Origin of the sequence: Fluviibacterium sp. S390 (assembly GCF_049800695.1) — a bacterium.
GTDB lineage: Bacteria > Pseudomonadota > Alphaproteobacteria > Rhodobacterales > Rhodobacteraceae > Meridianimarinicoccus.
Window position 1 is genome coordinate 1 of the sequence record NZ_JBNAFN010000037.1, and the last position, 21332, is coordinate 21332.

Here is a 21332-nt window from a genome sequence, read left to right on the forward strand (position 1 = left end):
CTGGGCTGGCCGCCGAACACAGTGAAGAAAAGACCGTGATGATCGACGCGACGTATCTGAAGGCACACCGCACCGCGTCCAGCCTGGGCGTTAAAAAGGGGGGCGTGGCCGCCTGATCGGCCGAACCAAGGGCGGTATGAATACAAAGCTGCACGCCGTCTGCGACAGCCTGGGGCGACCAATCAATCTCTTCGTCACCGCCGGGCAGGTGAGCGATTACATCGGCGCACGGGCATTGGTGAGCAGCCTGCCGAATGCCGAGTGGCTGCTCGGGGACCGGGGCTATGACGCAGACTGGTTCAGAGAAGCATTGAAAGACAAGGGGATACGAGCCTGTATCCCCGGCCGAAAGCAGCGCAAGACAGCCATCAAGTATGACAAGCGTCGATACAAGCGCCGCAACCGCATCGAGATCATGTTCGGAAGACTGAAAGACTGGCGGCGTGTGGCCACTCGCTACGACCGATGCCCAAAAGTCTTCCTCTCAGCCATCGCATTGGCCGCAACCGTCATGTTCTGGCTTTGAGACAAGAACGAGTCCTGACCCTAGATCAAGGCTCTTCCCGATCCATTTGAAAATTCCGATTAAACGCGGGATTCATTGTATTGTGGAAAACAACACCAATGTATCTAACTAGTACCTTGCCAAACTCCAATTCACTCCTGTAATTGAAGTGATCCTGAAAACAGAAGGCTGACACATGGATATCGATCTGAGCGAACTTTCTCTGGCAGAACTGAAATCGCTGCACACCAAGGTGGGACGGGCGATTGAGACGTTCGAAGAACGTCGCCGCAAGGAAGCATTCGCTGCGGCTGAAGCCACGGTGCGGGAATTCGGATTTTCCCTCAACGAAGTCGTGGATCACGCCAAGAAATCGGGCGTCAGCCGTCCGGCAAAATACCGTCACCCGGAAAACCCGGACCTGACGTGGAGTGGCCGTGGCCGCCAGCCTCAGTGGTTCAAGGACGCCATCGACGGCGGCGCTTCGGTTGATGATCTTCTGATCGCCTGATCGCGGTCAGACCACGACCGCGCGCGGCTTCTGTAGACCGACGTTGAACACGCGTTTATAGCGCGCTACCTCCTCCGCCGGTCCCATTGCCTTGTTGGGATTGTCGCTCAACTTCACTGTTGGGCGGCCATCCGCACTGACCGCCTTGCACACCAGCGAGAACGGCGCCAGCGCGTCGTCGGCCACCAGGCCGCGGAAGTCGTTGGTCAGCAGGGTGCCCCAGCCAAAGGACACCCGGACCCGCCCGCGAAACCGGGCCTGAAGTTCCAGCATCTTGTCGACGTCCAGACCATCCGAGAAGATCACCAGCTTCTGTCGCGGATCCTCGCCGCGGTCCTTCCACCAGTCGATGGCCGTTTCCGCACCGCCCGCCGGATCGCCGCTGTCAATGCGGATCCCGGTCCAGCCCGCCAGCCAGTCGGGCGCCTCTTTCAGGAATCCCTCGGTGCCATAGGTATCTGGCAGGATGATCCGAAGATTGCCTTCGTGTTCTTCGTGCCAATCCGCCAGAACCCGATAGGGGGCTTGCCGCAATTCCTCGTCCGTATCGGCCAAGGCGCTGTAAACCATGGGCAGTTCATGGGCATTCGTGCCGATCGCCTCCAGTTCGCGGCGCATGGCGATCAGGCAGTTCGAAGTGCCGACAAAGCGGTCTCCCAGCCCTTCCCGCATGGCCCGCACGCACCAATCCTGCCAAAGAAAGGAATGCCGGCGCCGGGTCCCGAAATCGGCAATCCGCAGATCCGGCTCGGGCCGCAACTGTTCCACCTTTTCCCACAGCTTTGTCATGGCCCGCGCATAGAGCACCTGCAATTCGAAGCGATCCATGGCATTCAGAACCGCCCGTCCGCGCAATTCCATCAGCACGGAAAGCGCCGGGATTTCCCACAGCATGACTTCGGGCCAACGGCCTTCGAAGGTCAGCTCGTACTGCCCGTCGCGCTTTTCCAGGTGATAGGGCGGCAGGCGGAAATTCTCGAACCACTCCATGAAATCGGGGCGGAACATCTGGCGCTTGCCATAGAACATGTTGCCGCGCAGCCAGGTGCTTTCGCCGCGGCTCAGCGACAGGCTGCGGATGTGATCCAGCTGTTCGCGCAATTCGCCTTCGTCGATCACATCCGCCAGCCGGATATTCCGGCTGCGATTGATCAGGCTGAATTCCACATGGGTATCAGGCTTGTTGCGAAATACCGACTGGCACATCAGCAGCTTGTAGAAATCGGTGTCGATCAACGAACGGATGATCGGGTCGATCTTCCATTTGTGATTGTAGACGCGCGTGGCGATATCCACCATGGACCGACCCTCCTGTCTCTTGAAATACTAGAGCAATCCTGAGGGGATAGCGCAAGGGGCGTCCCTTGACGTCAGATCAGCGCGACCCCGGCAGCAGCCATCGCAGCACGGGCGCCGGCAAGCGAGCCGTCCAGATCGATGGCCCGGCACAGGTCCTGCCGCACTTCGGCCCTGAACCCGGCTTTCGCCGCATCCACCGCTGAAAACTGCACGCAGAAATCCAGCGCCAGCCCGACGAAGGTCAGCCGCGACACCCCGCGCGCCCGCAAATACCCGTCCAGCCCGGTCGGCGTGGTGTGATCATTCTCGAAAAATGCCGAATAGCTGTCGATCCCGCGTCGAAATCCTTTGCGCACGATCATCTGCGCCCGGTCGGCATCCAGATCCGGGTGAAACGCCGCGCCGCTGCGCCCCTGCACGCAATGATCCGGCCACAGCACCTGCGGCCCATAGGGCATGTCGATCATCTGGAACGGCGCGCGGCCCGGGTGCTGGCTGGCGAAAGACGCATGATCCGCCGGGTGCCAGTCCTGCGACAGCACCACCACCGGAAACTCGGCCATCAGCGCATTGATCGGCGCCACGACCTCTGACCCGCCGGACACGGCAAGTGCGCCGCCCTCGCAGAAATCATTTTGCACGTCGATCACGATCAGGGCGTCGGTGCTGGGGCGCATGGCAGGTGTTTCCATCTTCGCAAGATTGGCGACGTCGAAGGCGCCGCCAGCGGTTTACATCGTCGTGAACTCGTACAACGAGCCTTCGTCGTCAACCGAGCACTTGATCTGCTTGCCCTTGACTGAAACGACATAGTGCTTTCGCTCTGAGATATCGACGTTGATCAGGTCGGCGCTGGTTTCATCGAAGCTGACGTTGTTCCGCGCTGCGGCCGTTTCGCGGCAGGTGAACGCACCGGGGTCTTCGATGACAGCCGCGGTTTCGGTCGCACTACACCCGGACAGCGCGGCCAGACCGCCAAGAACCGGGAGAATAAGAAGGGGTTGTCGCATCAAGGCTTCCTTGTTGTTTGCCGCGCCAAGGTTCATTTGCATTTCGGATGGGGTCAAGGCTATTTCCGGGCAAACCCCGATGCCGGAACGCCCCGATGTACACAATTGCCGCGCTTTACCACTTCACCCCCTTCAAGGATGCCTCTGCGCTGTGCGATCCACTGCGGGCCCTCTGCACCGAGAAGGCCGTCACCGGCTCCCTTCTCATCGCGCCCGAGGGGATCAATGGCACCATTGCCGGGCCGCGCGCCGGAATCGACGCCGTGCTGGCCCATATCCGCGCCCTGCCCGGCTGCGCCGACCTGGACTGGAAGGAAAGCACCGCCAGCGACCAACCCTTCGGCCGCATGAAGGTGCGCCTGAAGCGCGAGATCGTGACCATGGGCCAGCCGCAGGTCGACCCACTGGCCGGCACCGGCCACTACGTGGACCCACAGGACTGGAACGCGCTGATCTCGGCCCCGGACGTGGCGGTCATCGACACCCGCAACGACTATGAAGTCGCCATCGGCACTTTCGAAAACGCCGTCGATCCCGAAACCACCAGCTTTCGCGAGTTTCCAGCCTGGTGGGAGGCCAACAAGGATCGGTTCCACAACAAACGTATTGCCATGTTCTGCACCGGCGGCATCCGCTGCGAGAAATCCACCAATTACCTGCTGGGGGAAGGGGTGGACGACGTCTATCACCTCAAGGGCGGCATCCTGAAATACCTTGAAGAGGTGCCCGCCGAAGACAGCCTCTGGCACGGTGACTGCTTTGTCTTTGACGGGCGGGTCAGTGTCGGCCACGGCCTGAAAGAAGGCCCACACCAGTTGTGCCATGCCTGTCGCCGCCCGATCCTGCCCGAAGATCGCGACCGCCCCGAGTTCGAAGAGGGCGTCTCCTGCCACCAGTGCCTTTCGGAAACGTCCGACTCTGACAAGGCTCGCTTCCGCGAACGCCAGAAGCAGATCGCGCTCGCCAAGGCGCGCGGCGAAAAACACCTGGGCCGCGCCGATACCGCCGATTGACCGGGCCAGTGGGTCGGGGCCAGTGAGTCGGGGCCGGGTCAAGGCCCGAGGCACGAGCGGCCTTGAGGCGGGCGCGACTCGCCCCCACCCTTGCGATGGCCTGTTTGCGGCAGACCTGCCCGCAAACGGCCTCCCAGCACGAACCGCACAGCCGCCAACCAAAACCCTGTTCACCCGTTCCGCGCGCCCGCAGGCGGGGGCAAAGCCCGCGCCTGCCCGGCCCAACGCCTTGCGATCGTCAGGTCGTCCAGGCGGCGGGAGCCTCCCCTTGCCCCTCGCACTATGCGCGCCTGACCGCTATATGAACGCCAACGCGTGCCGATCGAAGGAGTGCCCCCATGCCCACCCCGAAACCCGTTGTCCTGTGCATTCTCGATGGTTGGGGCGCAAATCCTGACCGCACCGCCAACGCCCCGGCCCTCGCCGATACGCCCACCTTCGACCGGATCATGGCCAGCTGTCCGACCGCACAGCTCATTACCCACGGTCCCGATGTCGGCCTGCCCAGCGGCCAGATGGGCAATTCCGAGGTCGGCCACACCAACATCGGCGCGGGCCGGGTTGTCGCCATGGACCTGGGCCAGATCGATCTCGCGGTCGAGGATGGCTCTTTCACCAGGACCCCCTCCCTGGTAGCCTTTGCCGAAACCCTGAAGGCCAGCGGCGGCACCGCGCATCTGATGGGCGTGATCTCGGACGGTGGCGTGCATGGCCACATCGATCATGTGGTCGCGGCCTGCCGAGCCCTCACCGATCTGGGGGTGCCAGTGGCGCTGCATGCCATCACCGATGGCCGCGACGTACCGCCGAAATCCGCCGCCGGGTACATGGCACAGCTTTCTGACGCGCTGCCCGACGGGGCCACCATCGCCACGGTCATCGGCCGCTACTACGCCATGGATCGCGACAACCGGTGGGAACGTATCGCCACTGCTTATGACGCCATGGTGCACGCCAGGGGCAAGGCCGCCCCGGATGCGGTCACCGCCGTCACCCAGTCCTATGACGCGGGCGCCAATGACGAGTTCATCCCGGCCACGGTGATCGGCGATTTCGCCGGTGCCCGCGACGGTGACGGCTTCTTTTGCCTGAACTTCCGCGCCGACCGTGCGCGCGAAATCCTGCGCGCCATCGCCCAACCCGATTTCACCGACTTCGATATCGGCACCCGCCCCGACTGGGCCGCGTTGCTGGGCATGGTGGAATATTCCGACGATCACAACGCGTGGTTCACCACGGTGTTTCCCAAACGCTCGATCATCAACACGCTGGGCGCCTGGGTCGCAAAGCATGGCCGCACCCAGTTCCGCCTGGCCGAGACCGAGAAGTATCCCCATGTGACCTTCTTCCTCAACGGCGGCAAGGAAAGCCCGGAAGTGGGCGAAGAGCGCGCCATGCCGCCCTCGCCCAAGGTCGCCACCTATGATCTTGCCCCGGAAATGTCGGCCGCCGAAGTCACCGCGAAATTCGTCGAGGCGATCGAAGCGGGCTATGATCTGATCGTCACCAATTACGCCAATCCCGACATGGTCGGCCACACCGGCGATCTGGATGCCGCCAAAAAGGCTTGCGAGGCCGTGGACCGGGGCCTGGCCGCCGTCACCGCGGCGCTGGACAAGGCCGGTGGCGCGATGATCGTGACCGCCGATCACGGCAATTGCGAAACCATGGTGGATCCCGAAACCGGCGGCCCGCACACCGCCCATACCATCAACCCGGTGCCGGTGGCCCTGGTCGGCGGCCCGGTCGGCGCGCGGCTGGAAAACGGCCGCCTGGCCGATCTGGCCCCCACCCTGCTGGAGCTGATGGGCCTGCCGCAGCCCGAGGAAATGACCGGCCGCAGCCTGATCCGCCGCGCGTGAGGCGGAAATCCACGGAATTGTGACCCGGGGCGCGGTTGGAACTGGCGCCCCCTTTTGGAATAGGCATTATATGATCCGAAAGGGTTCCCGCAGGGAGCCGGACAGGAAAGGACCGCCCACAGATGAGATCTTTCGTGATGGCCGCGATCGGAGGCACCCTGGCCGGGGCCGTTCTGACCACGCAGGTGGCCGGCCCGCTTCTGGCACAGGAACAAAGTGAAGCGCGCACGGTCTATGAACAACTCGACCTGTTCGGCGACATCTTTGAACGGATCCGCGCGCAATATGTGGAAGAAGTGGATGAAACCGATCTGATCGAAGCGGCGATCAACGGCATGCTCACCTCGCTCGATCCCCATTCCTCCTATCTGTCGCCCGAGGATGCCGATGACATGCGCGTGCAGACCCGCGGCCAGTTTGGCGGGCTGGGCATCGAGGTCACGCAGGAAAACGGCTTTGTCAAGGTGGTCTCGCCCATCGACGACACCCCCGCCGACGAGGCGGGCATCGAAGCCGGCGATTTCATCACCCATGTGGATGGCGAAAGCGTGCTGGGGCTGAACCTTGACGAGGCGGTGGAACTGATGCGCGGGCCGGTCGGCTCCGAGATCATCATCACCGTGGTGCGCGAAGGGCTGGACGAGGCCTTTGACGTGTCGATCACCCGCGACACCATCAAACTGACCGCCGTCCGCGCCCGCACCGAGGGCGACACGGTGGTGCTGCGGATCACCACCTTCAACGACCAGACCTTCCCGAACCTGCAGGAAGGCCTGCAGAACTCGGTCGCGGAACTGGGCGGGATCGACAATGTCTCGGGCATCGTGCTGGACCTGCGCAACAATCCCGGCGGCCTGCTGACCCAGGCGATCCGCGTGTCCGACGCCTTCCTCGATGCGGGCGAGATCGTCTCGACCCGCGGCCGCGACATCCAGGACAGCGAACGCTACAACGCCACCGAAGGCGATCTGGCCGAAGGCAAGCCCCTTGTGGTGCTGATCAACGGCGGTTCGGCCTCGGCGTCCGAGATCGTCGCCGGTGCGTTGCAGGATCATCGCCGCGCCATCGTCGTCGGCACCAAGAGCTTCGGCAAGGGATCGGTCCAGACGGTCATGCCGCTGCGCGGCGACGGTGCCATGCGCCTGACCACCGCGCGCTACTACACCCCGTCGGGCCGGTCGATCCAGGCGCTTGGCGTGTCGCCCGACATCATCGTGGAACAGCCGCCGCGCACGGATGAACTGGACGACCAGACCGAGGACGATGCGCACACCCGCAGCGAAGCCGACCTGCGCGGCTCGCTTGGCAACGACTCGATCAGCGATGACGAGATGCGCCAGTTGGAAGAGGACGAGGCCCGCGCCAAGGCCGCAGCCGACCTGCGCAAGCAGGACTATCAGCTGGCCTATGCCATCGACGTTCTGAATGGACTGGCCGCGCTGAGCACCCGCGCGGATTGATCCGGGGCCGGACACCCGCGCGTGTCGCGCTGCGGGTGTCCGGTTGAAAAACCGCCCTTGGCTTTCGCATCGTGACAATTGGCACGCGGGATCCCGGTGGATGCGGTTGCGCCCATTTGAGTATTTTTTCCAAGAAGAAATTGCCATGCCGCGCCCTTGCCCGTGGTCTGTGGGGGTCGCTCGTTTGCCAAAGATCGCTCTTGCGGCCCGATACTGGTTTCAACCGACTTGCCGCCCCATGCGCGGCGCAGCATAGTCCGGCCATGATCGCACCCCTGCCCTTGACGCTGTCCCTGCCCGACGAGGAGGCTACCGCCCGCCTGGCCCGCGCGCTGGCGCCCGAGCTGGGCGCCGGGGACACGCTGGCATTGGCCGGTCCCATCGGCGCCGGGAAGAGCTTTTTCGCCCGCACCCTGATCCGGCACCGGTTGAATGCCGTCGGCAAGGACGAGGATATTCCCTCGCCGACCTTCACGCTTGTCCAGACCTATCAGGCCGGAGATCTGGAGATCTGGCACAGCGATCTCTACCGCCTTTCGACCCCGGACGAATTGTTCGAACTGGGGCTTGAAGAGGCTTTCGAGACCGCGCTGTGCCTGATCGAATGGCCCGACCGGATGGGAGAAGACCTGCCGTCCAGTGCCTTGTTGCTGACCTTCGCGCCGCAAGAGGGTGATCGGCGGGTGGTGACCCTGTCATCGGGGGGCCCGGCCTGGCCTGCGCGGCTGGCGCAGATACTGAAAACAGGCGGGTTTGCAGATGACTGACCGTGTGACGGACTTTCTGCGGGCGGCCGAGTGGCACCTGGCCGCGCGGCAGGCGCTGGCCGGGGACGCCTCCAGCCGCCGCTATGAACGGTTGTGCAAGCCCGACGGCCAGTCTGCCGTGCTGATGATTGCACCGCCGCAGCCGGACGACAGCACGGTTCGTTTCGCCGCCCTTGCGGGACATCTGGTGCGCCACGGGTTGAGCGCCCCGCGGATTCTGGCCGGTCAGCCACAGGACGGTTTGCTTTTACTGGAAGACTTGGGCGCGACCATGTTCGCGCAGGATATCCTTGCCGATCCTGCGCGTGAGACCTCCTTGTACGAGGCCGCCGTCGATCTTCTGGTGGCCCTTCAGACCTGCCCGGTGCCGGATGATGTGCCGCGCTATGGCCCGTCGACACTGGCGGAGATGACCGCGCCTGCCGCAGATTGGTACGTCGGTCTTGGCACCCCGCAACCCGAACTGGCCGCCGGGTTTGCCGCGGCGCTGGACCCGGTTCTGGCCGCGCTTGAGGGCTGGGACACCCCAGTGCTGGTGCATCGCGATTTCCATGCCGAGAACCTGGTCTGGCTGCCGGACCGTACAGGCCCCGCACGGGTCGGGCTGCTGGACTTTCAGGACGCCTTTGCCGGTCTGCCCGCCTATGATCTGGTGTCGCTGCTGGAAGACGCCCGCCGCGATCTGGCCCCAGCGCTTCGCGCCCGGCTGGAGGCGCGGTTTGCTGCCGCCACAGGCACGCCGCCTGATGCGCTGGCCACCGCGCTGGCGGTGCTGGGGGCACAGCGCAACCTGCGCATCCTTGGCATTTTTGCCCGCCTGTGCCTGCATGTGGGCAAGGCGCGCTATGTCGACCTGATCCCGCGCGTCTGGGACCATCTGCAAGGCGATTTGGCCCACCCCGCCCTGCAGGATCTGCGCGCGGCCACGGCGGCCCTGCCCGCCCCGACCCCTGAATTCCTGACCCAGTTGAGAGCCCGATGCGGAACCGTCCCGACGCCGTGATGCTGTTTGCCGCGGGGTTCGGCACCCGCATGGCGCCCCTGACCGACACCCGTCCCAAACCGCTGATCGAGGTCGCGGGCCGGTCCTTGCTGGATCATGCGCTGGCGCTGACCGAAGTGGCAGGCGTGGCGCGCACCGTGGTGAACGCTCACTACAAGACCGAGATGATCGCGGCGCATCTGGACGGGCGCGGCGTAACCGTTCTGCCGGAAATGCCGGAGATCCTGGACACCGGCGGCGGGCTGCGCAACGCGCTGCCGCATCTGGGTTTGGGGCCGGTGTTCACGATGAACACCGATGCGGTCTGGACCGGGCCGAACCCGCTGGAGACCCTGCGCGCGGCCTGGGAGCCGAGCCGCATGTCGGCGCTGCTGTGCCTTGTTCCGGCGGCGCGCGCAACCGGCCACAAGGGCGTGGGGGATTTCAGCCGCGCGCCCGATGGCCAACTGACGCGTGGCGCCGAGTACGTCTATTCCGGGGTGCAGATCCTCGACCCCGCAGGCCTGTCCGACATTCCCGACCGGGTGTTTTCGCTGAACCTGCTGTGGAACCGCTATGGCGCCGAGGGCCGCCTGTTCGGCGTGGTGCATCGCGGCGGCTGGTGCGACGTGGGTTATCCCCAGGCCATTCCGCTGGCCGAGGCAATGCTGGCCGCGCCACCGCAGGTTTTGCCATGACCCGTCGCGTTGCCCCCGGTCTGTATCGCGTGCCGCCGGGCGTGGATTTTCCGGCCGCACTGGTCGCTGGTCTGCGCGCCCGCTATGCCGGGGCACCGCCCGAGGCGCTGGCCCGTGTGACGCTGTATGTGAACACCCGGCGGATGGAGCGGCGGATCACCGCCCTGTTTACCGAAGGCCCGCCCTGTCTGTTGCCCCGCATCAGGTTGGTTGCCGAGCTTGGGCAGACGGCCAGCACTGATTTGCCGCCCGCGATCCCGCCCCTGCGGCGACGGCTGGAGTTGCGCCAGCTGGTCGCCCGCCTGCTGGAGATCGAACCTGACCTTGCCCCGGACAGTGCGGCCTTCGATCTGGCCACCAGCCTGACCGCGCTGCTGGACGAGATGCAAAGCGAAGGCGTGCCCCTGTCTGCCATCGAAACGCTGGATGTCACCGACCAGTCCGGCCATTGGGCGCGCAGCCAGAAGTTCATCGCACTGGCCGGGCAGTTCCTGACGCCCGATGCCGCGGGCGGGATTGACAAGGAGGCGCGGCAGCGGCTGATCGTTGATGGGTTGATCCGGGACTGGCAGCGCACCCCGCCCTTGGAGCCGGTCCTCATCGCAGGCTCGACCGGATCGCGCGGCACCACGGCGCGGCTGATGCAGGCGGTGGTCGATCTGCCCCAGGGCGCGGTGGTGCTGCCGGGGGTCGATCCACATATGCCGCCCGACCTGTGGCGCAGCCTGACCGACCCGGTGGCGCAGCAGGACCACCCGCAATACCGCTTTGCCGCGCTGGCCGAGGCCTTCGGTCATGACCCGGCCACGATCCCCGACTGGGCCGACTGTCCCGCGCCTTCGGAATCGCGCAACCGGCTGGTGTCGCTGGCGCTGCGTCCGGCTCCGGTCACCGATGGCTGGCGTCGCGACGGGCCCGATCTGGGGGATCTGCGGGGTGCGACCGAGGGGCTGACGCTGATCGAGGCCCCCGATCCGCGCGGCGAAGCCAATGCGCTGGCCCTGTGCCTGCGCAAGGCGGTCGAGGACGGGCGCATCGCGGCGCTGATCACGCCCGACCGGATGCTGACGCGGCGGGTGACGGCGGCATTGGCCCGCTGGGGGATCGAGCCAGACGACAGCGCCGGTGCGCCGCTGCGGCAAACAGCACCCGGCCGGTTGATCCGTCATGTCACCGGGCTGGCCGGACAGAAGCTGACCGCCGAGGCCCTGCTGGTGCTGCTGAAACACCCGTTGGTGCATGACGCCGCCGACCGGGGCCAGCACCTGCTGTGGACGCGGGAGCTGGAACTGCACTTGCGCCGCAAGGGGCATGCCTTTCCCGACGCCGAAACCCTGACCGCCTGGGCCGAAACCTATGGCGCGCGACGCGTGCGGGAGGCCGAGGACGTGGCGCTGTGGGTCGGCTGGATCTGTGACACCTGCCTTGGCCATGACAGCCGCGGGACCATGCCGCTGGCCGATCACACCGTTTGGCTTGAAACCCTCGTGACCCGCCTCAGCCTTGGTCCCGGCGCGCCTGATGATGTCCCGGCCCCGGTCTGGGACGAGAACGCGGGCGAGGAAGCCCGCCGGGTGCTGACCGAACTGGCGCAGGAAGCCGAAGCCGGGGGCACGATGGATGCCGGCGAGTTTCACATTCTGGTCAATGCCTTGCTGGGCGGCGAGGTGCGCAGCGCCACCCGGCCCGATCCGCGCGTGATGATCTGGGGTACGCTGGAGGCCCGCGTGCAGGGCGCTGACCTTGTGGTGCTGGCCGGGTTGAACGATGGCAGTTGGCCCGAGCTTCCCGACCCCGATCCATGGCTGAACCGCCGGATGCGGGCGCAGGCGGGACTGCTGCTGCCCGAACGCCGCATCGGCCTGTCGGCACATGATTTCCAGCAAGCTATCGCCGCGCCCGAGGCGATCCTCAGCCGCGCCCGCCGCGATGGCGAGGCCGAAACCGTACCCTCGCGCTGGCTGAACCGGCTGACCAATCTGATGGCGGGTCTGCCCGATCAAAACGGGGCCGAGGCCCTGTCCGCGATGCGCGCCCGGGGTGCGGTCTGGGTGGCCATGGCCGCCGCATTGGACCGGCCCGCCGCCCCGGTGCCTGCCGCCCCACGCCCGGCGCCGCGCCCGCCGCTGGATCACCGCCCGCGCGAACTGCCGGTGACCATGGTCGAAACCCTGATCCGTGATCCTTACGCGGTCTATGCCCGCCGAATTCTGGGCCTGCGGCGACTGGACCCGCTGCGCGCCACCGCCGACATGCGCGATCGCGGCATCGTCTTGCACAAGGTGATGGAGGAGGTGGTGCCGCACCTGAAGTCCCTGCCCCCGGCAACCCGGCGCGATGCGATGATGACCGCCGCCGACCGCGCGCTGGCCGAGCTTCCCTGGCCTACAGCGCGGCGGCTGTGGCGCGGGCGGCTGGCCCGCATCGCCGACCGCTTCCTTACCGCCGAGGCCGCACGGCAAGCCGACGCCGACCCGATCCCCGGCGAATGCAAGGGGCGGCTGGAGCTGCCCGAGGCGCGCTTCACCCTGACCGCGCAGGCCGACCGCATCGACCGCGTCGCGGATGGCACGCTGCGGATCTATGACTACAAGACCGGCGCGCCGCCCACCGACAAGGTGCAGAAAGCCTTTGCCAAGCAGTTGCTGCTGGAAGTGGCGATTGCCGAAACCGCGGGGTTCGAGGATCTGCCGCCGACCCCGGTGTCACGGGCCGTCTACCTTGGTCTCAATGCCAAGCTGGATGAATCGCCTGCCCCGCTGGACGATCTGCCCACCGCGCAGGTTCTGACGGAACTGGCGCAACTGATCGCGGCCTATGACGATCCCACACAGGGATACACCGCCCAGCCCGCGCCCAAGACCATCACCTATGAAAGCGACTACGCGCATCTGTCGCGCCGGGGCGAATGGGAATTCTCGGACATGCCCGAACCGGAGGACGTGGGATGGTAGCCCCGCTGGACGACGCCACCCGCCGCCAGATCGCGGCCGCCGATCCCATGGCCTCGACCTGGCTGGGGGCCAATGCCGGGTCGGGCAAGACGCGGGTGCTGACCGACCGGGTGGCGCGGCTGTTGCTGGACCAGGTGCCGCCGCAGAACATCCTGTGCCTGACCTATACCAAGGCCGCCGCGAGCGAGATGCAGAACCGCCTGTTCGGCCAGTTGGGGGATTGGGCGATGCTGGACGACGCCACCCTGCGCGCCGAACTGACCCGCAAGGGCGTCACCGGCGCGCTGGACATTGAACGGCTGGACGCCGCCCGGCGGCTGTTCGCGCGGGCCATCGAAACCCCCGGCGGGCTGAAAATCCAGACAATCCACGCCTTTTGCGCGGCCCTGCTGCGGCAGTTCCCGCTGGAAGCCGGGGTGCCGCCGGGGTTTGTCGAACTTGACGACCGCTCGGCCGAGGCGCTGTTTACGGATGTTCTGGACGGGCTGGCCGAGGGCCCCGGTGCCAGGGCCATTGACGCCGTGGCCGCCTATCTGACCGACGACGATCTGCCCGGTCTCGCCCGGCAGGTGCTGTCGCACCGCGAGGGTTTCGCCGCGCCGATGGATCTGTCCGCCTGCCTGACCGCGCTGGATCTGCCCCCGGATTTCAGCGAGGACGCGCTGCTGGCCGAGGTGTTCGACGGTGCCGAGGCCGACCTGCTGGCCACGCTGGTTCGGGTGCTGGAGGCCAAGGGCGGCAACGATGGCAAGGCCGCCGACAAGCTGCGCCCGTTCACGACCGCGCCCGACACGCTGGCCGGGCTGTCGGCGCTGGAGGATGTCCTGCTGACCAAAGCGGGGGCCAAGGTGCCCTTTGGCCCCAAGATCGGGTCTTTCCCCACCAAACCCTCGCAAAAAGTTCTGGGTGACGGGGTGATGGAGGCGCTCAACGACCTGATGGCGCGCGTTGCCGAGGCCCGCCCCCGCCGCCTTGCCCTGGCCGCTGCCCGCAAGTCCGCCGCGCTACATGGTTTTGCCGGGGTCTTCCTGCCGGCGATGGAGGCCCGCAAATCGGCCCGTGGCTGGCTGGATTTCGATGACCTGCTATTGCACGCCCGCGATCTGCTGCGCGATCCGGCGGTGGCGGACTGGGTGCTTTACAAGCTGGATGGCGGCATCGACCATATCCTTGTGGACGAGGCGCAGGACACCAACCCGGTGCAATGGGAGGTGATCGAACTGCTGGCGCGCGAGCTGACCGCAGGCGCCGGGGCGCGCGATGACGTGACCCGGACGATCTTTGTGGTCGGCGACAAGAAACAGTCGATCTATTCGTTTCAGGGCGCCGATCCGGCGGAATTCGACCGGATGCGCGACAAGTTCGCTGCTGCCCTGACTGGTCAGGGTGACGGTCTGCGCGACCAACAGTTGCAGCATTCGTTCCGCTCGGCGGGCGCAATCCTGTCGGCGGTGGATGCCGGGTTCGCGGGCGAACGGGGCGACGGCGTCGGCGGCCCGCCCAGCCATGCGGCATTTTTCGACGCCCTGCCCGGCCGGGTCGATGTCTGGCCACTGGAACCCGCGCCGGAAGCTCAGGACGATGCCGAGTGGTACGATCCGGTGGACAAGCGGTCCGAAACCCATCAGGACGCGCGGCTGGCTGACAAGATCGCCACCGAATTGCGCCGCCTGATCGACGCGGGCGAGACCATCCCCCTGACCAACGGTCAGCGCCGCCCGTTGACCGAGGGCGACGTGATGATCCTGGTGCAGCGGCGCAACGCCCTGTTTCGCGAGATCCTGCGCGCCTGCAAGGACAAGGGGCTTGAAATTGCCGGGGCCGATCGGCTGACCATCACCCGCGAACTGCCGGTGCGCGACCTGCTGGCGCTGCTGGCCTTCCTCGCCCTGCCCGAGGATGATCTGGCGCTGGCCTGCGCGCTGCGTTCGCCGCTGCTGCGCTGGTCCGAAGACGATCTTTATCGGCTTGCACAACCGCGGCGCGGCACGCTTTGGGCCGCCTTGCGCACCGAGCGTACCGGCAGCCCGACCCATGAAATGCTGCGCGACCTGCGCAAACAGGCTGATTTCCTGCGCCCCTATGACCTGCTGGAACGCATCCTGACGCGCCACGGCGGCCGCGAGCGTCTGGTGGCGCGACTGGGCCCGGATTGCGAGGAGTCGATCGATGCCCTGCTGGCCGAGGCACTGGCCTATGAACAGGCCGATGTGCCTAGCCTGACCGGATTTCTGGAATGGATGCGCGCCGACGACGTGGAAATCAAGCGGCAGGCCGAAAGCGCGGGCGGGCGGCTGCGGGTGATGACCGTGCATGGCGCCAAGGGGCTTGAGGCACCGCTGGTCATCCTTCCAGATTGTGGCAAGCGCAAGGCGCCGACGCCCGGCGAGGTGCTGCCCCATGCGGACGGCTGGCCGGCGTGGCTGCCGGCCTCGGGCGACATGCCCGAAGCGCTGGCACAGGCCCGCGATGCCTGGCGCGCCCGGCTGGAGGCCGAGCGGCAGCGCCTTCTGTATGTCGCCATGACCCGCGCCGAAACCTGGCTTTGGGTTTGTGCCGCCGAGAATGGCACCAATTCGAACGCCCTGACCTGGCACGAACAGGTGCAGGACGGTCTAACTGAGCTGGGGGCGCAGTCGTGCGCGTTTCCCACCGGCCCCGGTCTGCGGCTGGAACAGGGCACCTGGACCGAGGGACCGCTGATCACCCCCGTTACAATCCCCGAGGCGCGTATGGGGCTTCCCGGCTGGGCCACCCTGCCCGTGATCCCGGTGGAAGATCGCGTAAAGACCCGCAGCCCGTCGGATCTGGGCGGCACCAAGGCGCTGCCCGGCGACCAGAACCTGGATGAGGAAGCCGCAAAGGCACGCGGAAACGCCCTGCACAATCTGCTGGAACATCTGCCCGGCCATGCGCCCGCGTCCTGGCCCGCCATGGCCGATCACCTGCTGGGCGAGATCGCGGGTGAAGACCGGGCCGCATTGCTGGCCGAAGCCACAGATGTGCTGACCGCCCCGGCCCTGGCAGAACTGTTCGCGCTCCATCATCTGGCCGAGGTGCCGCTGACCGCCGCCCTGCCCGGCGGTCCACCGCTGTATGGGCTGGTGGATCGGTTGATTTTGGCCGAAGATCACGTTCTGGCGATTGATTTCAAATCCAACCCGCAGGTACCCGACACGCCGCAGGCGGTTCCCGAAGGGCTGTTGCGGCAGATGGGCGCCTATGCCCATGCTTTGCAACAGATTTACCCCGGACGCGAGATCCGTACCGCGATCCTGTGGACCCGTGGCGCCCGCCTGATGCCCTTGCCGGATACGCTGGTTCGGGACGCCTTGCGGCGGGGGCTTGCGGCGCCACCACGGCTTGACGCTGGCGGGCCGGATACCTAGGTTCCGCCTTCAGGAGTTTCAGTGCGCCAAGGAGGACCCCATGGCAACACAAGCAGTAACCGACGCCACCTTTGACACCGAGGTCAAACAGGCCGACCTGCCCGTCGTCGTCGACTTCTGGGCCGAATGGTGCGGCCCCTGCAAGCAGATCGGCCCGGCGCTGGAAGAGCTGTCGGTCGAGCTGGATGGCAAGGTGAAGATCGTCAAGGTCAACGTCGACGAGAACATGCAGACCGCACAAGCGCTGCACATCCGCGGGATCCCGGCGCTGTTCCTCTACAAGAATGGCGAAGTGGTTTCCAACAAGACCGGCGCGGCCCCCAAGGCGGCCCTGAAAAGCTGGATCGAAGACAGCCTTTAAGCGGCTGCTTTCTGGATGTGAACGCCCCGCCCCTGTTGCGGGGCGTTTTTCGTTGGTCTGGAGTGCAGGTGTTGCGCGGTGGGTGCGATGTCGGAGCGAGGGGCCAGCCCCTCGTTCTCCCCGGAGTATTTTTGCCAAGAAGATTGGGCAGACGCTGCGTGTTGGCGGATCAGACCGGACGGGGGCGGATGAATTTCTGTTCGGTCACCGTGGCGCCCCATTGGTCGCCCGGGAACTCTTCGGCCAGGGTAAAGCCACGGTGTTCGTAGAGGCGGCGCGCCGCATCCAGCCCCTTCAGGGTCCACAGGTGGGTTTCCGGGAAGCCCTGGGCATCGCAATGCGCCAAAGCCCTGTCGAGCAGACGCCGCCCAAGGCCGGCACCGCTGGCCGCCTCGGTCACCGCGAACCAGCGCAGATGCGCGCGACCTTCGCCCAGGCTTTCTCCGTCAATGCTTATGCTGCCGACGATCTGATCTGCGGCCCGGCCATACCAGATGCCGTTTTCGGGCCGGTCGGCGCGCGGCAGGAAGTCCGACATGTCCCGCGCGATCCGGCATTCGAAGGCGCGGCCGAAGGGATAGTCCTTCTGGATGCGCTGCGCGCAGATTTGCGCCACGCGTCCCAGCAACCCGTCGACATATCCTTCATGGATTTCAATCTCGGGCCTCGGCGGGGCAGGCAATGGCGCCGCCTGCCCCAAGGCACCCGCGTAGGTCGACAGGCCCTCCAGAACCTGGATCTGGCGATCTGACGGCAGGCGGGACAAGGCGCCGGCCACCTGGGCTTTGGCCACGCGGTCGATGCCGGCCAGCGTCTGCCGGCCCTTTTCGGTCAGATGGAGGTGTTTGGAGCGCGCATCGTGGCGCGAGGCGGTTTCCGTGACTTCGCCACGTTGCATCAGCGATTTTACCAACCGGCTGACGGTGGATTTCTCCAGTTGCAGGCGTGCCGAGAGATCGCGCGCCGACAACCCATCGGTGCGCCCGATCTCGATCAGCGCATGGGCCGCCGATCCCGACAGATCGGACCCGGCGACCGAGCGTCCCAGAAATCCCCAGTGCCGCACCAGATCGCGCGAGGCGGCACGAATGCCGGTGACAAGTGCATCCTGATCCATGGTGTTCCCCCCGACATATATAGTTGTATCATACAACTATATCACTGGAACCCTGAAAATCAACAGTGCTGCGCCCATGTAGAAAGCCCCGCCATTGGCGGGGCTTTCGAAACATCGTCCACATCAGGCTTCTGCGGCCTAATTCGTGATGATTTCCGGTCCCATGAGCGCTGTTGGGAGGAAGGTCGAGAGGGCCGGGATGTAGGTGACCATGATGAGGAAGACGAAGAGCACGGCCAGGAACGGCAGGGCGGCTCGGACGACGGCCATCATCGGCATTCCGGCGACGCCGGAGGTCACGAAGAGGTTCAGGCCCACCGGCGGGGTGATCATGCCGATCTCCATGTTGACCACCATGATGATGCCCAGGTGGATCGGATCGATGCCCAGCTGGATGGCGATCGGGAAGACCAGCGGCGCGACGATGACCAGCAGGCCCGAGGGCTCCATGAACTGGCCGCCGATCAGCAGGATCACGTTGACCACGATCAGGAAGGTGATCGGGCCCAGGCCCGCGCCCAGCATCGCCTCGGCGATGTGCTGGGGCACCTGTTCGTCGGTCAGCACGTGCTTCAGGATCAGCGCGTTGGCGATGATGAACATCAGCGTGATGGTCAGCTTGCCCGCATCATAGAGCGTGTTGATCGTGTCGCGGTGGAAGAACGCCGTGATCAGCGCCTGCGGCTTGCGCAGCAGCGAGATGTTGCGCGCCCCGTCCTTGGTGGCCAGCGGACCCATGTCGCGATAGACGAAACAGGCCACCAGGAAGGCATAGACCGAGGCCACGGCGGCCGCTTCGGTGGGGGTGAAGATGGCGCCGGTCAGGCCGGGAATGCCGTAGATGCCGATCATGATGATGGCGATCAGCATCAGCCCCCAGAAGGCGTCGCGGAAGGAGTCGCCGACCTCGCTCCAGCCCAGCCAGTCGCCCTTGGGCAGGTTCTTGACCTTGGCGATGACATAGATGGTGATCATCAGCATCAAGCCGGCCATCAGGCCCGGAATGACCCCGGCCAGGAACATCCGCCCGACCGAGACATCCGTGGCCGAGGCATAGACCACCATCACGATGGACGGCGGGATCAGGATGCCCAGGGTGCCGGCGTTACAGATGACCCCGGCGGCGAAGTCCTTGGAATAGCCCACCTTCTGCATCGCCGCGATGACGATGGAACCGATCGCCACAACCGTCGCCGGGGACGATCCCGAGAGTGCGGCGAAGATCATGCAGGCAAACACCCCGGCGATCGCCAGCCCGCCCGGCAGGTGGCCGACGCAGGCGATGGCAAAGCGGATGATCCGCCGCGCCACCCCGCCGGTGGACATGAAGCTTGAGGCCAGGATGAAGAACGGGATCGCCAGCAGCGTGTAGTGCCCGGCCATCGCCTGGTAGAGCGATTGCGCCACCGAGGCCAGCGAGCTGTCGGAATTGAGCAGCAGGAAGATGATCGAGCTGAGGCCCAGCCCCACCGCGATCGGCACGCCGATCAGCAGCAGGCCGATGACCATCAAGAACAGAAGTACGATTTCCATGGGTCAGGTGTCCTTGCCGAAGGGCGTGTCGTGGTGGGTGGCGCTGAGGTCGTCGACCTGGTCCTCGACCTCGTGGCTCACGATCAGGCTCTCATGGGTGCCTTTGATGATGCCGATGGTCACTTCGACCACCCGCACCAGCAGCAGCAGGCAGCCCACGGGCAGGATCAGATAGGGCACCATCCGCGGCAGCTTCTCGTAGGCTTCGCCTTCGTTGAAGATCGGCTCCAGCCAGCGCAGCCAGTCCACCATCGGGATCTGGTCGGTCTCGTACCAGGCCTGGTCGCGGCTATCGGCCAGACCGGTCGGGAACCAGCGCCCGGTGGTCGCGTCCATCCCGGCGAAGGGCGCGTAGTAATCCCAGGCCCCCTTCATCAGCAGGATCGCGTACAGGCAGCAGCACAGCGCCGCGATGATCGCCAGGACGCGCTGTTTCGGCGCCGTCAGCAGGTTGATCACCGCGTCCACGCCCAGGTGGGCGGTGATCCGGAACGCATGCGAGATGCCGAACAGCACCAGCCAGGCGAACAGCACCAGCACCACCTCAAGGCCCCAGATCAGGCTTTCGTTGAATACATAGCGCAGCACCACGTTGATGAAGGTCAGCAGCACCATGATGCCCAGAATGGCGGCGATGACGACTTCTTCGGTGCGGGCGACGACCCGCCCCAACGCGGTCTGCGGTTGATGTCTGGAATGCGCGCTCATCGGCTGCTCCCTCCCCTCAGGAAAAGGCCGCCCGGTCGCGCCGGACGGCCTGTCTGTCTGGTGATCGCGATTACATCGAGGCGTTGATCTGCTGGGCCGCGTCGATCGCATCGGCCCCCACGTCGCCTTCGAACTGGATCCACACCGGCTTCATCGCCTCGACCCAGGCCGCACGCTGCTCGGGCGTCAGTTCGCGGATCACGCCGCCGGCGTCCAGAACCGCCTGGCGGTTGTCGGCATCCACCTGCGCGATGGCCGCGTTGCGGGTCGCGGTGACTTCCTCGACGATGGTCTGCAGCTGGGTGCGCACGTCTTCGGGCAGCCCGTCCCACCAGTCGACCGAGGTCACGACCATATAGTCCAGCAGGCCGTGGTTGGTTTCGGTGATGCCGTCCTGAACTTCAAAGAACTTCTGGCCGTAGATGTTCGACCAGGTGTTCTCCTGGCCATCCACAACGCCGGTCTGCAGGGCGCCGTAAACCTCGGAAAAGGCCATCGGCTGCGGGCTGGCGTCCAGCGCTTCCATCTGTGCCACCAGCACGTCCGACGGCTGCACCCGGAACTTCAGACCGGCCGCATCGGTGGGCAGGATCAGCGGCTTGTTGGCCGAGAACTGCTTGAGACCATTGTGCCAGAAGCCCAGCCCCTGAAGGCCGCGGCGCTGCATCGAACTCAGCATGTCCTGGCCGGTGTCCGACGACTGGAACGCCTCGACAGCCTCCATGTTCTTGAACATGAACGGCAGGTCGAAGATGCGGAACTTCTTGGTGAACTTCTCGAATTTCGACAGCGAGGGCGCGGCCATCTGCACGTCGCCCTGCAGCATCGCCTCGAGAACCTGGTCATCGTTGTAAAGCGTCGAGTTCGGATAGACCTCCATGCAGGCGGTCCCGTTCATCTCGTCGTTCACGCGCTCTTGCAGCAACGAGGCGGCAATCCCCTTGGGATGCTTGTCGGTGTTGGTCACATGGCTGAACTTGATGACAATCTCGCCATCATCGCAGGCCGCCATCGCAGACCCCGCCGCCAGCACAAGACCCATGGCTGTCGCCGCTGCAGTCACAAATTTCATCGATCATCCTCCCGATCAGTCGCTGAAAACAGGACCACACAAAAATGCGCGCCCCCAAATCATCATCACCATTAAAAAGAGTCCGGCAACA

At 65.5% G+C, this 21332-nt stretch carries 17 protein-coding genes and 1 pseudogene; 11 read left to right on the forward strand and 7 right to left on the reverse strand.

Annotation, left to right across the window (positions count from 1 at the left end):
- Together ACP15K_RS19160 and ACP15K_RS19165 are read left to right on the forward strand one after the other, a co-directional pair.
- Positions 1–526 (forward strand): annotated as a pseudogene (locus ACP15K_RS19160) (IS5 family transposase); the annotation flags it as partial.
- A 175-nt stretch (positions 527–701) separates the two neighbouring features.
- Positions 702–1016, forward strand: coding sequence for an H-NS family nucleoid-associated regulatory protein (locus ACP15K_RS19165; protein WP_424991320.1), 315 nt, complete (start codon positions 702–704; stop codon positions 1014–1016).
- Positions 1017–1022: 6 nt separating this feature from the next.
- Here ACP15K_RS19165 and pncB read toward each other — a convergent pair whose 3' ends face one another.
- From pncB to ACP15K_RS19180, 3 genes are all read right to left on the reverse strand, one after another.
- Complete coding sequence (pncB, locus tag ACP15K_RS19170; protein WP_424991321.1) at positions 1023–2315, reverse strand: nicotinate phosphoribosyltransferase; 1293 nt, start codon at positions 2313–2315, stop codon at positions 1023–1025.
- Between the two features lie 71 nt (positions 2316–2386).
- Positions 2387–2992 (reverse strand): bifunctional nicotinamidase/pyrazinamidase, encoded by a 606-nt coding sequence (gene pncA / locus ACP15K_RS19175; protein WP_424991322.1) that lies wholly within the window; start codon positions 2990–2992, stop codon positions 2387–2389.
- 54 nt (positions 2993–3046) lie between these two features.
- Complete coding sequence (locus ACP15K_RS19180) at positions 3047–3325, reverse strand: hypothetical protein (protein ID WP_424991323.1); 279 nt, start codon at positions 3323–3325, stop codon at positions 3047–3049.
- A gap of 95 nt (positions 3326–3420) precedes the next feature.
- On the opposite strand from ACP15K_RS19180, the gene ACP15K_RS19185 reads away from it, so the two are divergent.
- From ACP15K_RS19185 to trxA, 9 genes are all read left to right on the forward strand, one after another.
- Positions 3421–4338, forward strand: a complete 918-nt coding sequence (locus tag ACP15K_RS19185; RefSeq protein WP_424991324.1) for a rhodanese-related sulfurtransferase — start codon at positions 3421–3423, stop codon at positions 4336–4338.
- Between the two features lie 338 nt (positions 4339–4676).
- Positions 4677–6200, forward strand: coding sequence for a 2,3-bisphosphoglycerate-independent phosphoglycerate mutase (gene gpmI / locus ACP15K_RS19190; protein WP_424991325.1), 1524 nt, complete (start codon positions 4677–4679; stop codon positions 6198–6200).
- A 122-nt stretch (positions 6201–6322) separates the two neighbouring features.
- The gene (locus tag ACP15K_RS19195) at positions 6323–7660 is read left to right on the forward strand and encodes a S41 family peptidase (protein WP_193140163.1); all 1338 of its coding nucleotides are present in this window, start codon (positions 6323–6325) and stop codon (positions 7658–7660) included.
- Between the two features lie 263 nt (positions 7661–7923).
- On the forward strand, positions 7924–8427 hold the full coding sequence (gene tsaE / locus ACP15K_RS19200; protein WP_193140161.1) for a tRNA (adenosine(37)-N6)-threonylcarbamoyltransferase complex ATPase subunit type 1 TsaE: 504 nt from the start codon (positions 7924–7926) through the stop codon (positions 8425–8427).
- On the forward strand, positions 8420–9430 hold the full coding sequence (locus tag ACP15K_RS19205) for an aminoglycoside phosphotransferase family protein (protein ID WP_193140159.1): 1011 nt from the start codon (positions 8420–8422) through the stop codon (positions 9428–9430). Before tsaE ends, ACP15K_RS19205 begins: the two co-directional genes overlap by 8 nt.
- Positions 9406–10107, forward strand: coding sequence for a nucleotidyltransferase family protein (locus ACP15K_RS19210; protein WP_193140157.1), 702 nt, complete (start codon positions 9406–9408; stop codon positions 10105–10107). Before ACP15K_RS19205 ends, ACP15K_RS19210 begins: the two co-directional genes overlap by 25 nt.
- Positions 10104–13061 (forward strand): double-strand break repair protein AddB, encoded by a 2958-nt coding sequence (gene addB, locus ACP15K_RS19215; protein ID WP_424991326.1) that lies wholly within the window; start codon positions 10104–10106, stop codon positions 13059–13061. Before ACP15K_RS19210 ends, addB begins: the two co-directional genes overlap by 4 nt.
- Complete coding sequence (gene addA / locus ACP15K_RS19220) at positions 13055–16450, forward strand: double-strand break repair helicase AddA (protein ID WP_424991327.1); 3396 nt, start codon at positions 13055–13057, stop codon at positions 16448–16450. The genes addB and addA overlap by 7 nt, the downstream gene beginning before the upstream one ends.
- A gap of 40 nt (positions 16451–16490) precedes the next feature.
- A complete protein-coding gene (trxA, locus tag ACP15K_RS19225) occupies positions 16491–16811 on the forward strand; it encodes a thioredoxin (protein WP_193140152.1) in 321 nt (106 codons plus the stop codon).
- A gap of 169 nt (positions 16812–16980) precedes the next feature.
- On the opposite strand, the gene ACP15K_RS19230 is transcribed toward trxA, so the two are convergent.
- The 4 genes from ACP15K_RS19230 to ACP15K_RS19245 all read right to left on the reverse strand — a co-directional run bounded on the left by ACP15K_RS19230 (position 16981) and on the right by ACP15K_RS19245 (position 21241).
- A complete protein-coding gene (locus ACP15K_RS19230; protein WP_193140150.1) occupies positions 16981–17928 on the reverse strand; it encodes a bifunctional helix-turn-helix transcriptional regulator/GNAT family N-acetyltransferase in 948 nt (315 codons plus the stop codon).
- Positions 17929–18066: 138 nt separating this feature from the next.
- The gene (locus tag ACP15K_RS19235) at positions 18067–19461 is read right to left on the reverse strand and encodes a TRAP transporter large permease (protein WP_193143530.1); all 1395 of its coding nucleotides are present in this window, start codon (positions 19459–19461) and stop codon (positions 18067–18069) included.
- Positions 19462–19464: 3 nt separating this feature from the next.
- Positions 19465–20169, reverse strand: a complete 705-nt coding sequence (locus tag ACP15K_RS19240; RefSeq protein ID WP_193143527.1) for a TRAP transporter small permease — start codon at positions 20167–20169, stop codon at positions 19465–19467.
- A gap of 70 nt (positions 20170–20239) precedes the next feature.
- Positions 20240–21241 carry a TRAP transporter substrate-binding protein gene (locus ACP15K_RS19245; RefSeq protein ID WP_193143525.1) on the reverse strand — a complete coding sequence of 334 codons (1002 nt, stop codon included), beginning with the start codon at positions 21239–21241 and terminating at the stop codon, positions 20240–20242.
- Between the last annotated feature and the right edge of the window lie 91 nt (positions 21242–21332).

Bases quoted from the DNA above. Each gene is read 5' to 3' on its own strand.
- ACP15K_RS19180 (WP_424991323.1), bottom strand. From the start codon at position 3,325: ATGCGACAACCCCTTCTTATTCTCCCGGTTCTTGGCGGTCTGGCCGCG.
- ACP15K_RS19205 (WP_193140159.1), top strand. From the start codon at position 8,420: ATGACTGACCGTGTGACGGACTTTCTGCGGGCGGCCGAGTGGCACCTG.
- addA (WP_424991327.1), top strand. From the start codon at position 13,055: ATGGTAGCCCCGCTGGACGACGCCACCCGCCGCCAGATCGCGGCCGCC.
- gpmI (WP_424991325.1), top strand. From the start codon at position 4,677: ATGCCCACCCCGAAACCCGTTGTCCTGTGCATTCTCGATGGTTGGGGC.
- ACP15K_RS19245 (WP_193143525.1), bottom strand. From the start codon at position 21,241: ATGAAATTTGTGACTGCAGCGGCGACAGCCATGGGTCTTGTGCTGGCG.
- pncA (WP_424991322.1), bottom strand. From the start codon at position 2,992: ATGCGCCCCAGCACCGACGCCCTGATCGTGATCGACGTGCAAAATGAT.
- ACP15K_RS19210 (WP_193140157.1), top strand. From the start codon at position 9,406: ATGCGGAACCGTCCCGACGCCGTGATGCTGTTTGCCGCGGGGTTCGGC.
- ACP15K_RS19195 (WP_193140163.1), top strand. From the start codon at position 6,323: ATGAGATCTTTCGTGATGGCCGCGATCGGAGGCACCCTGGCCGGGGCC.
- ACP15K_RS19240 (WP_193143527.1), bottom strand. From the start codon at position 20,169: ATGAGCGCGCATTCCAGACATCAACCGCAGACCGCGTTGGGGCGGGTC.
- ACP15K_RS19165 (WP_424991320.1), top strand. From the start codon at position 702: ATGGATATCGATCTGAGCGAACTTTCTCTGGCAGAACTGAAATCGCTG.
- tsaE (WP_193140161.1), top strand. From the start codon at position 7,924: ATGATCGCACCCCTGCCCTTGACGCTGTCCCTGCCCGACGAGGAGGCT.
- ACP15K_RS19185 (WP_424991324.1), top strand. From the start codon at position 3,421: ATGTACACAATTGCCGCGCTTTACCACTTCACCCCCTTCAAGGATGCC.
- trxA (WP_193140152.1), top strand. From the start codon at position 16,491: ATGGCAACACAAGCAGTAACCGACGCCACCTTTGACACCGAGGTCAAA.
- pncB (WP_424991321.1), bottom strand. From the start codon at position 2,315: ATGGTGGATATCGCCACGCGCGTCTACAATCACAAATGGAAGATCGAC.
- ACP15K_RS19230 (WP_193140150.1), bottom strand. From the start codon at position 17,928: ATGGATCAGGATGCACTTGTCACCGGCATTCGTGCCGCCTCGCGCGAT.
- addB (WP_424991326.1), top strand. From the start codon at position 10,104: ATGACCCGTCGCGTTGCCCCCGGTCTGTATCGCGTGCCGCCGGGCGTG.
- ACP15K_RS19235 (WP_193143530.1), bottom strand. From the start codon at position 19,461: ATGGAAATCGTACTTCTGTTCTTGATGGTCATCGGCCTGCTGCTGATC.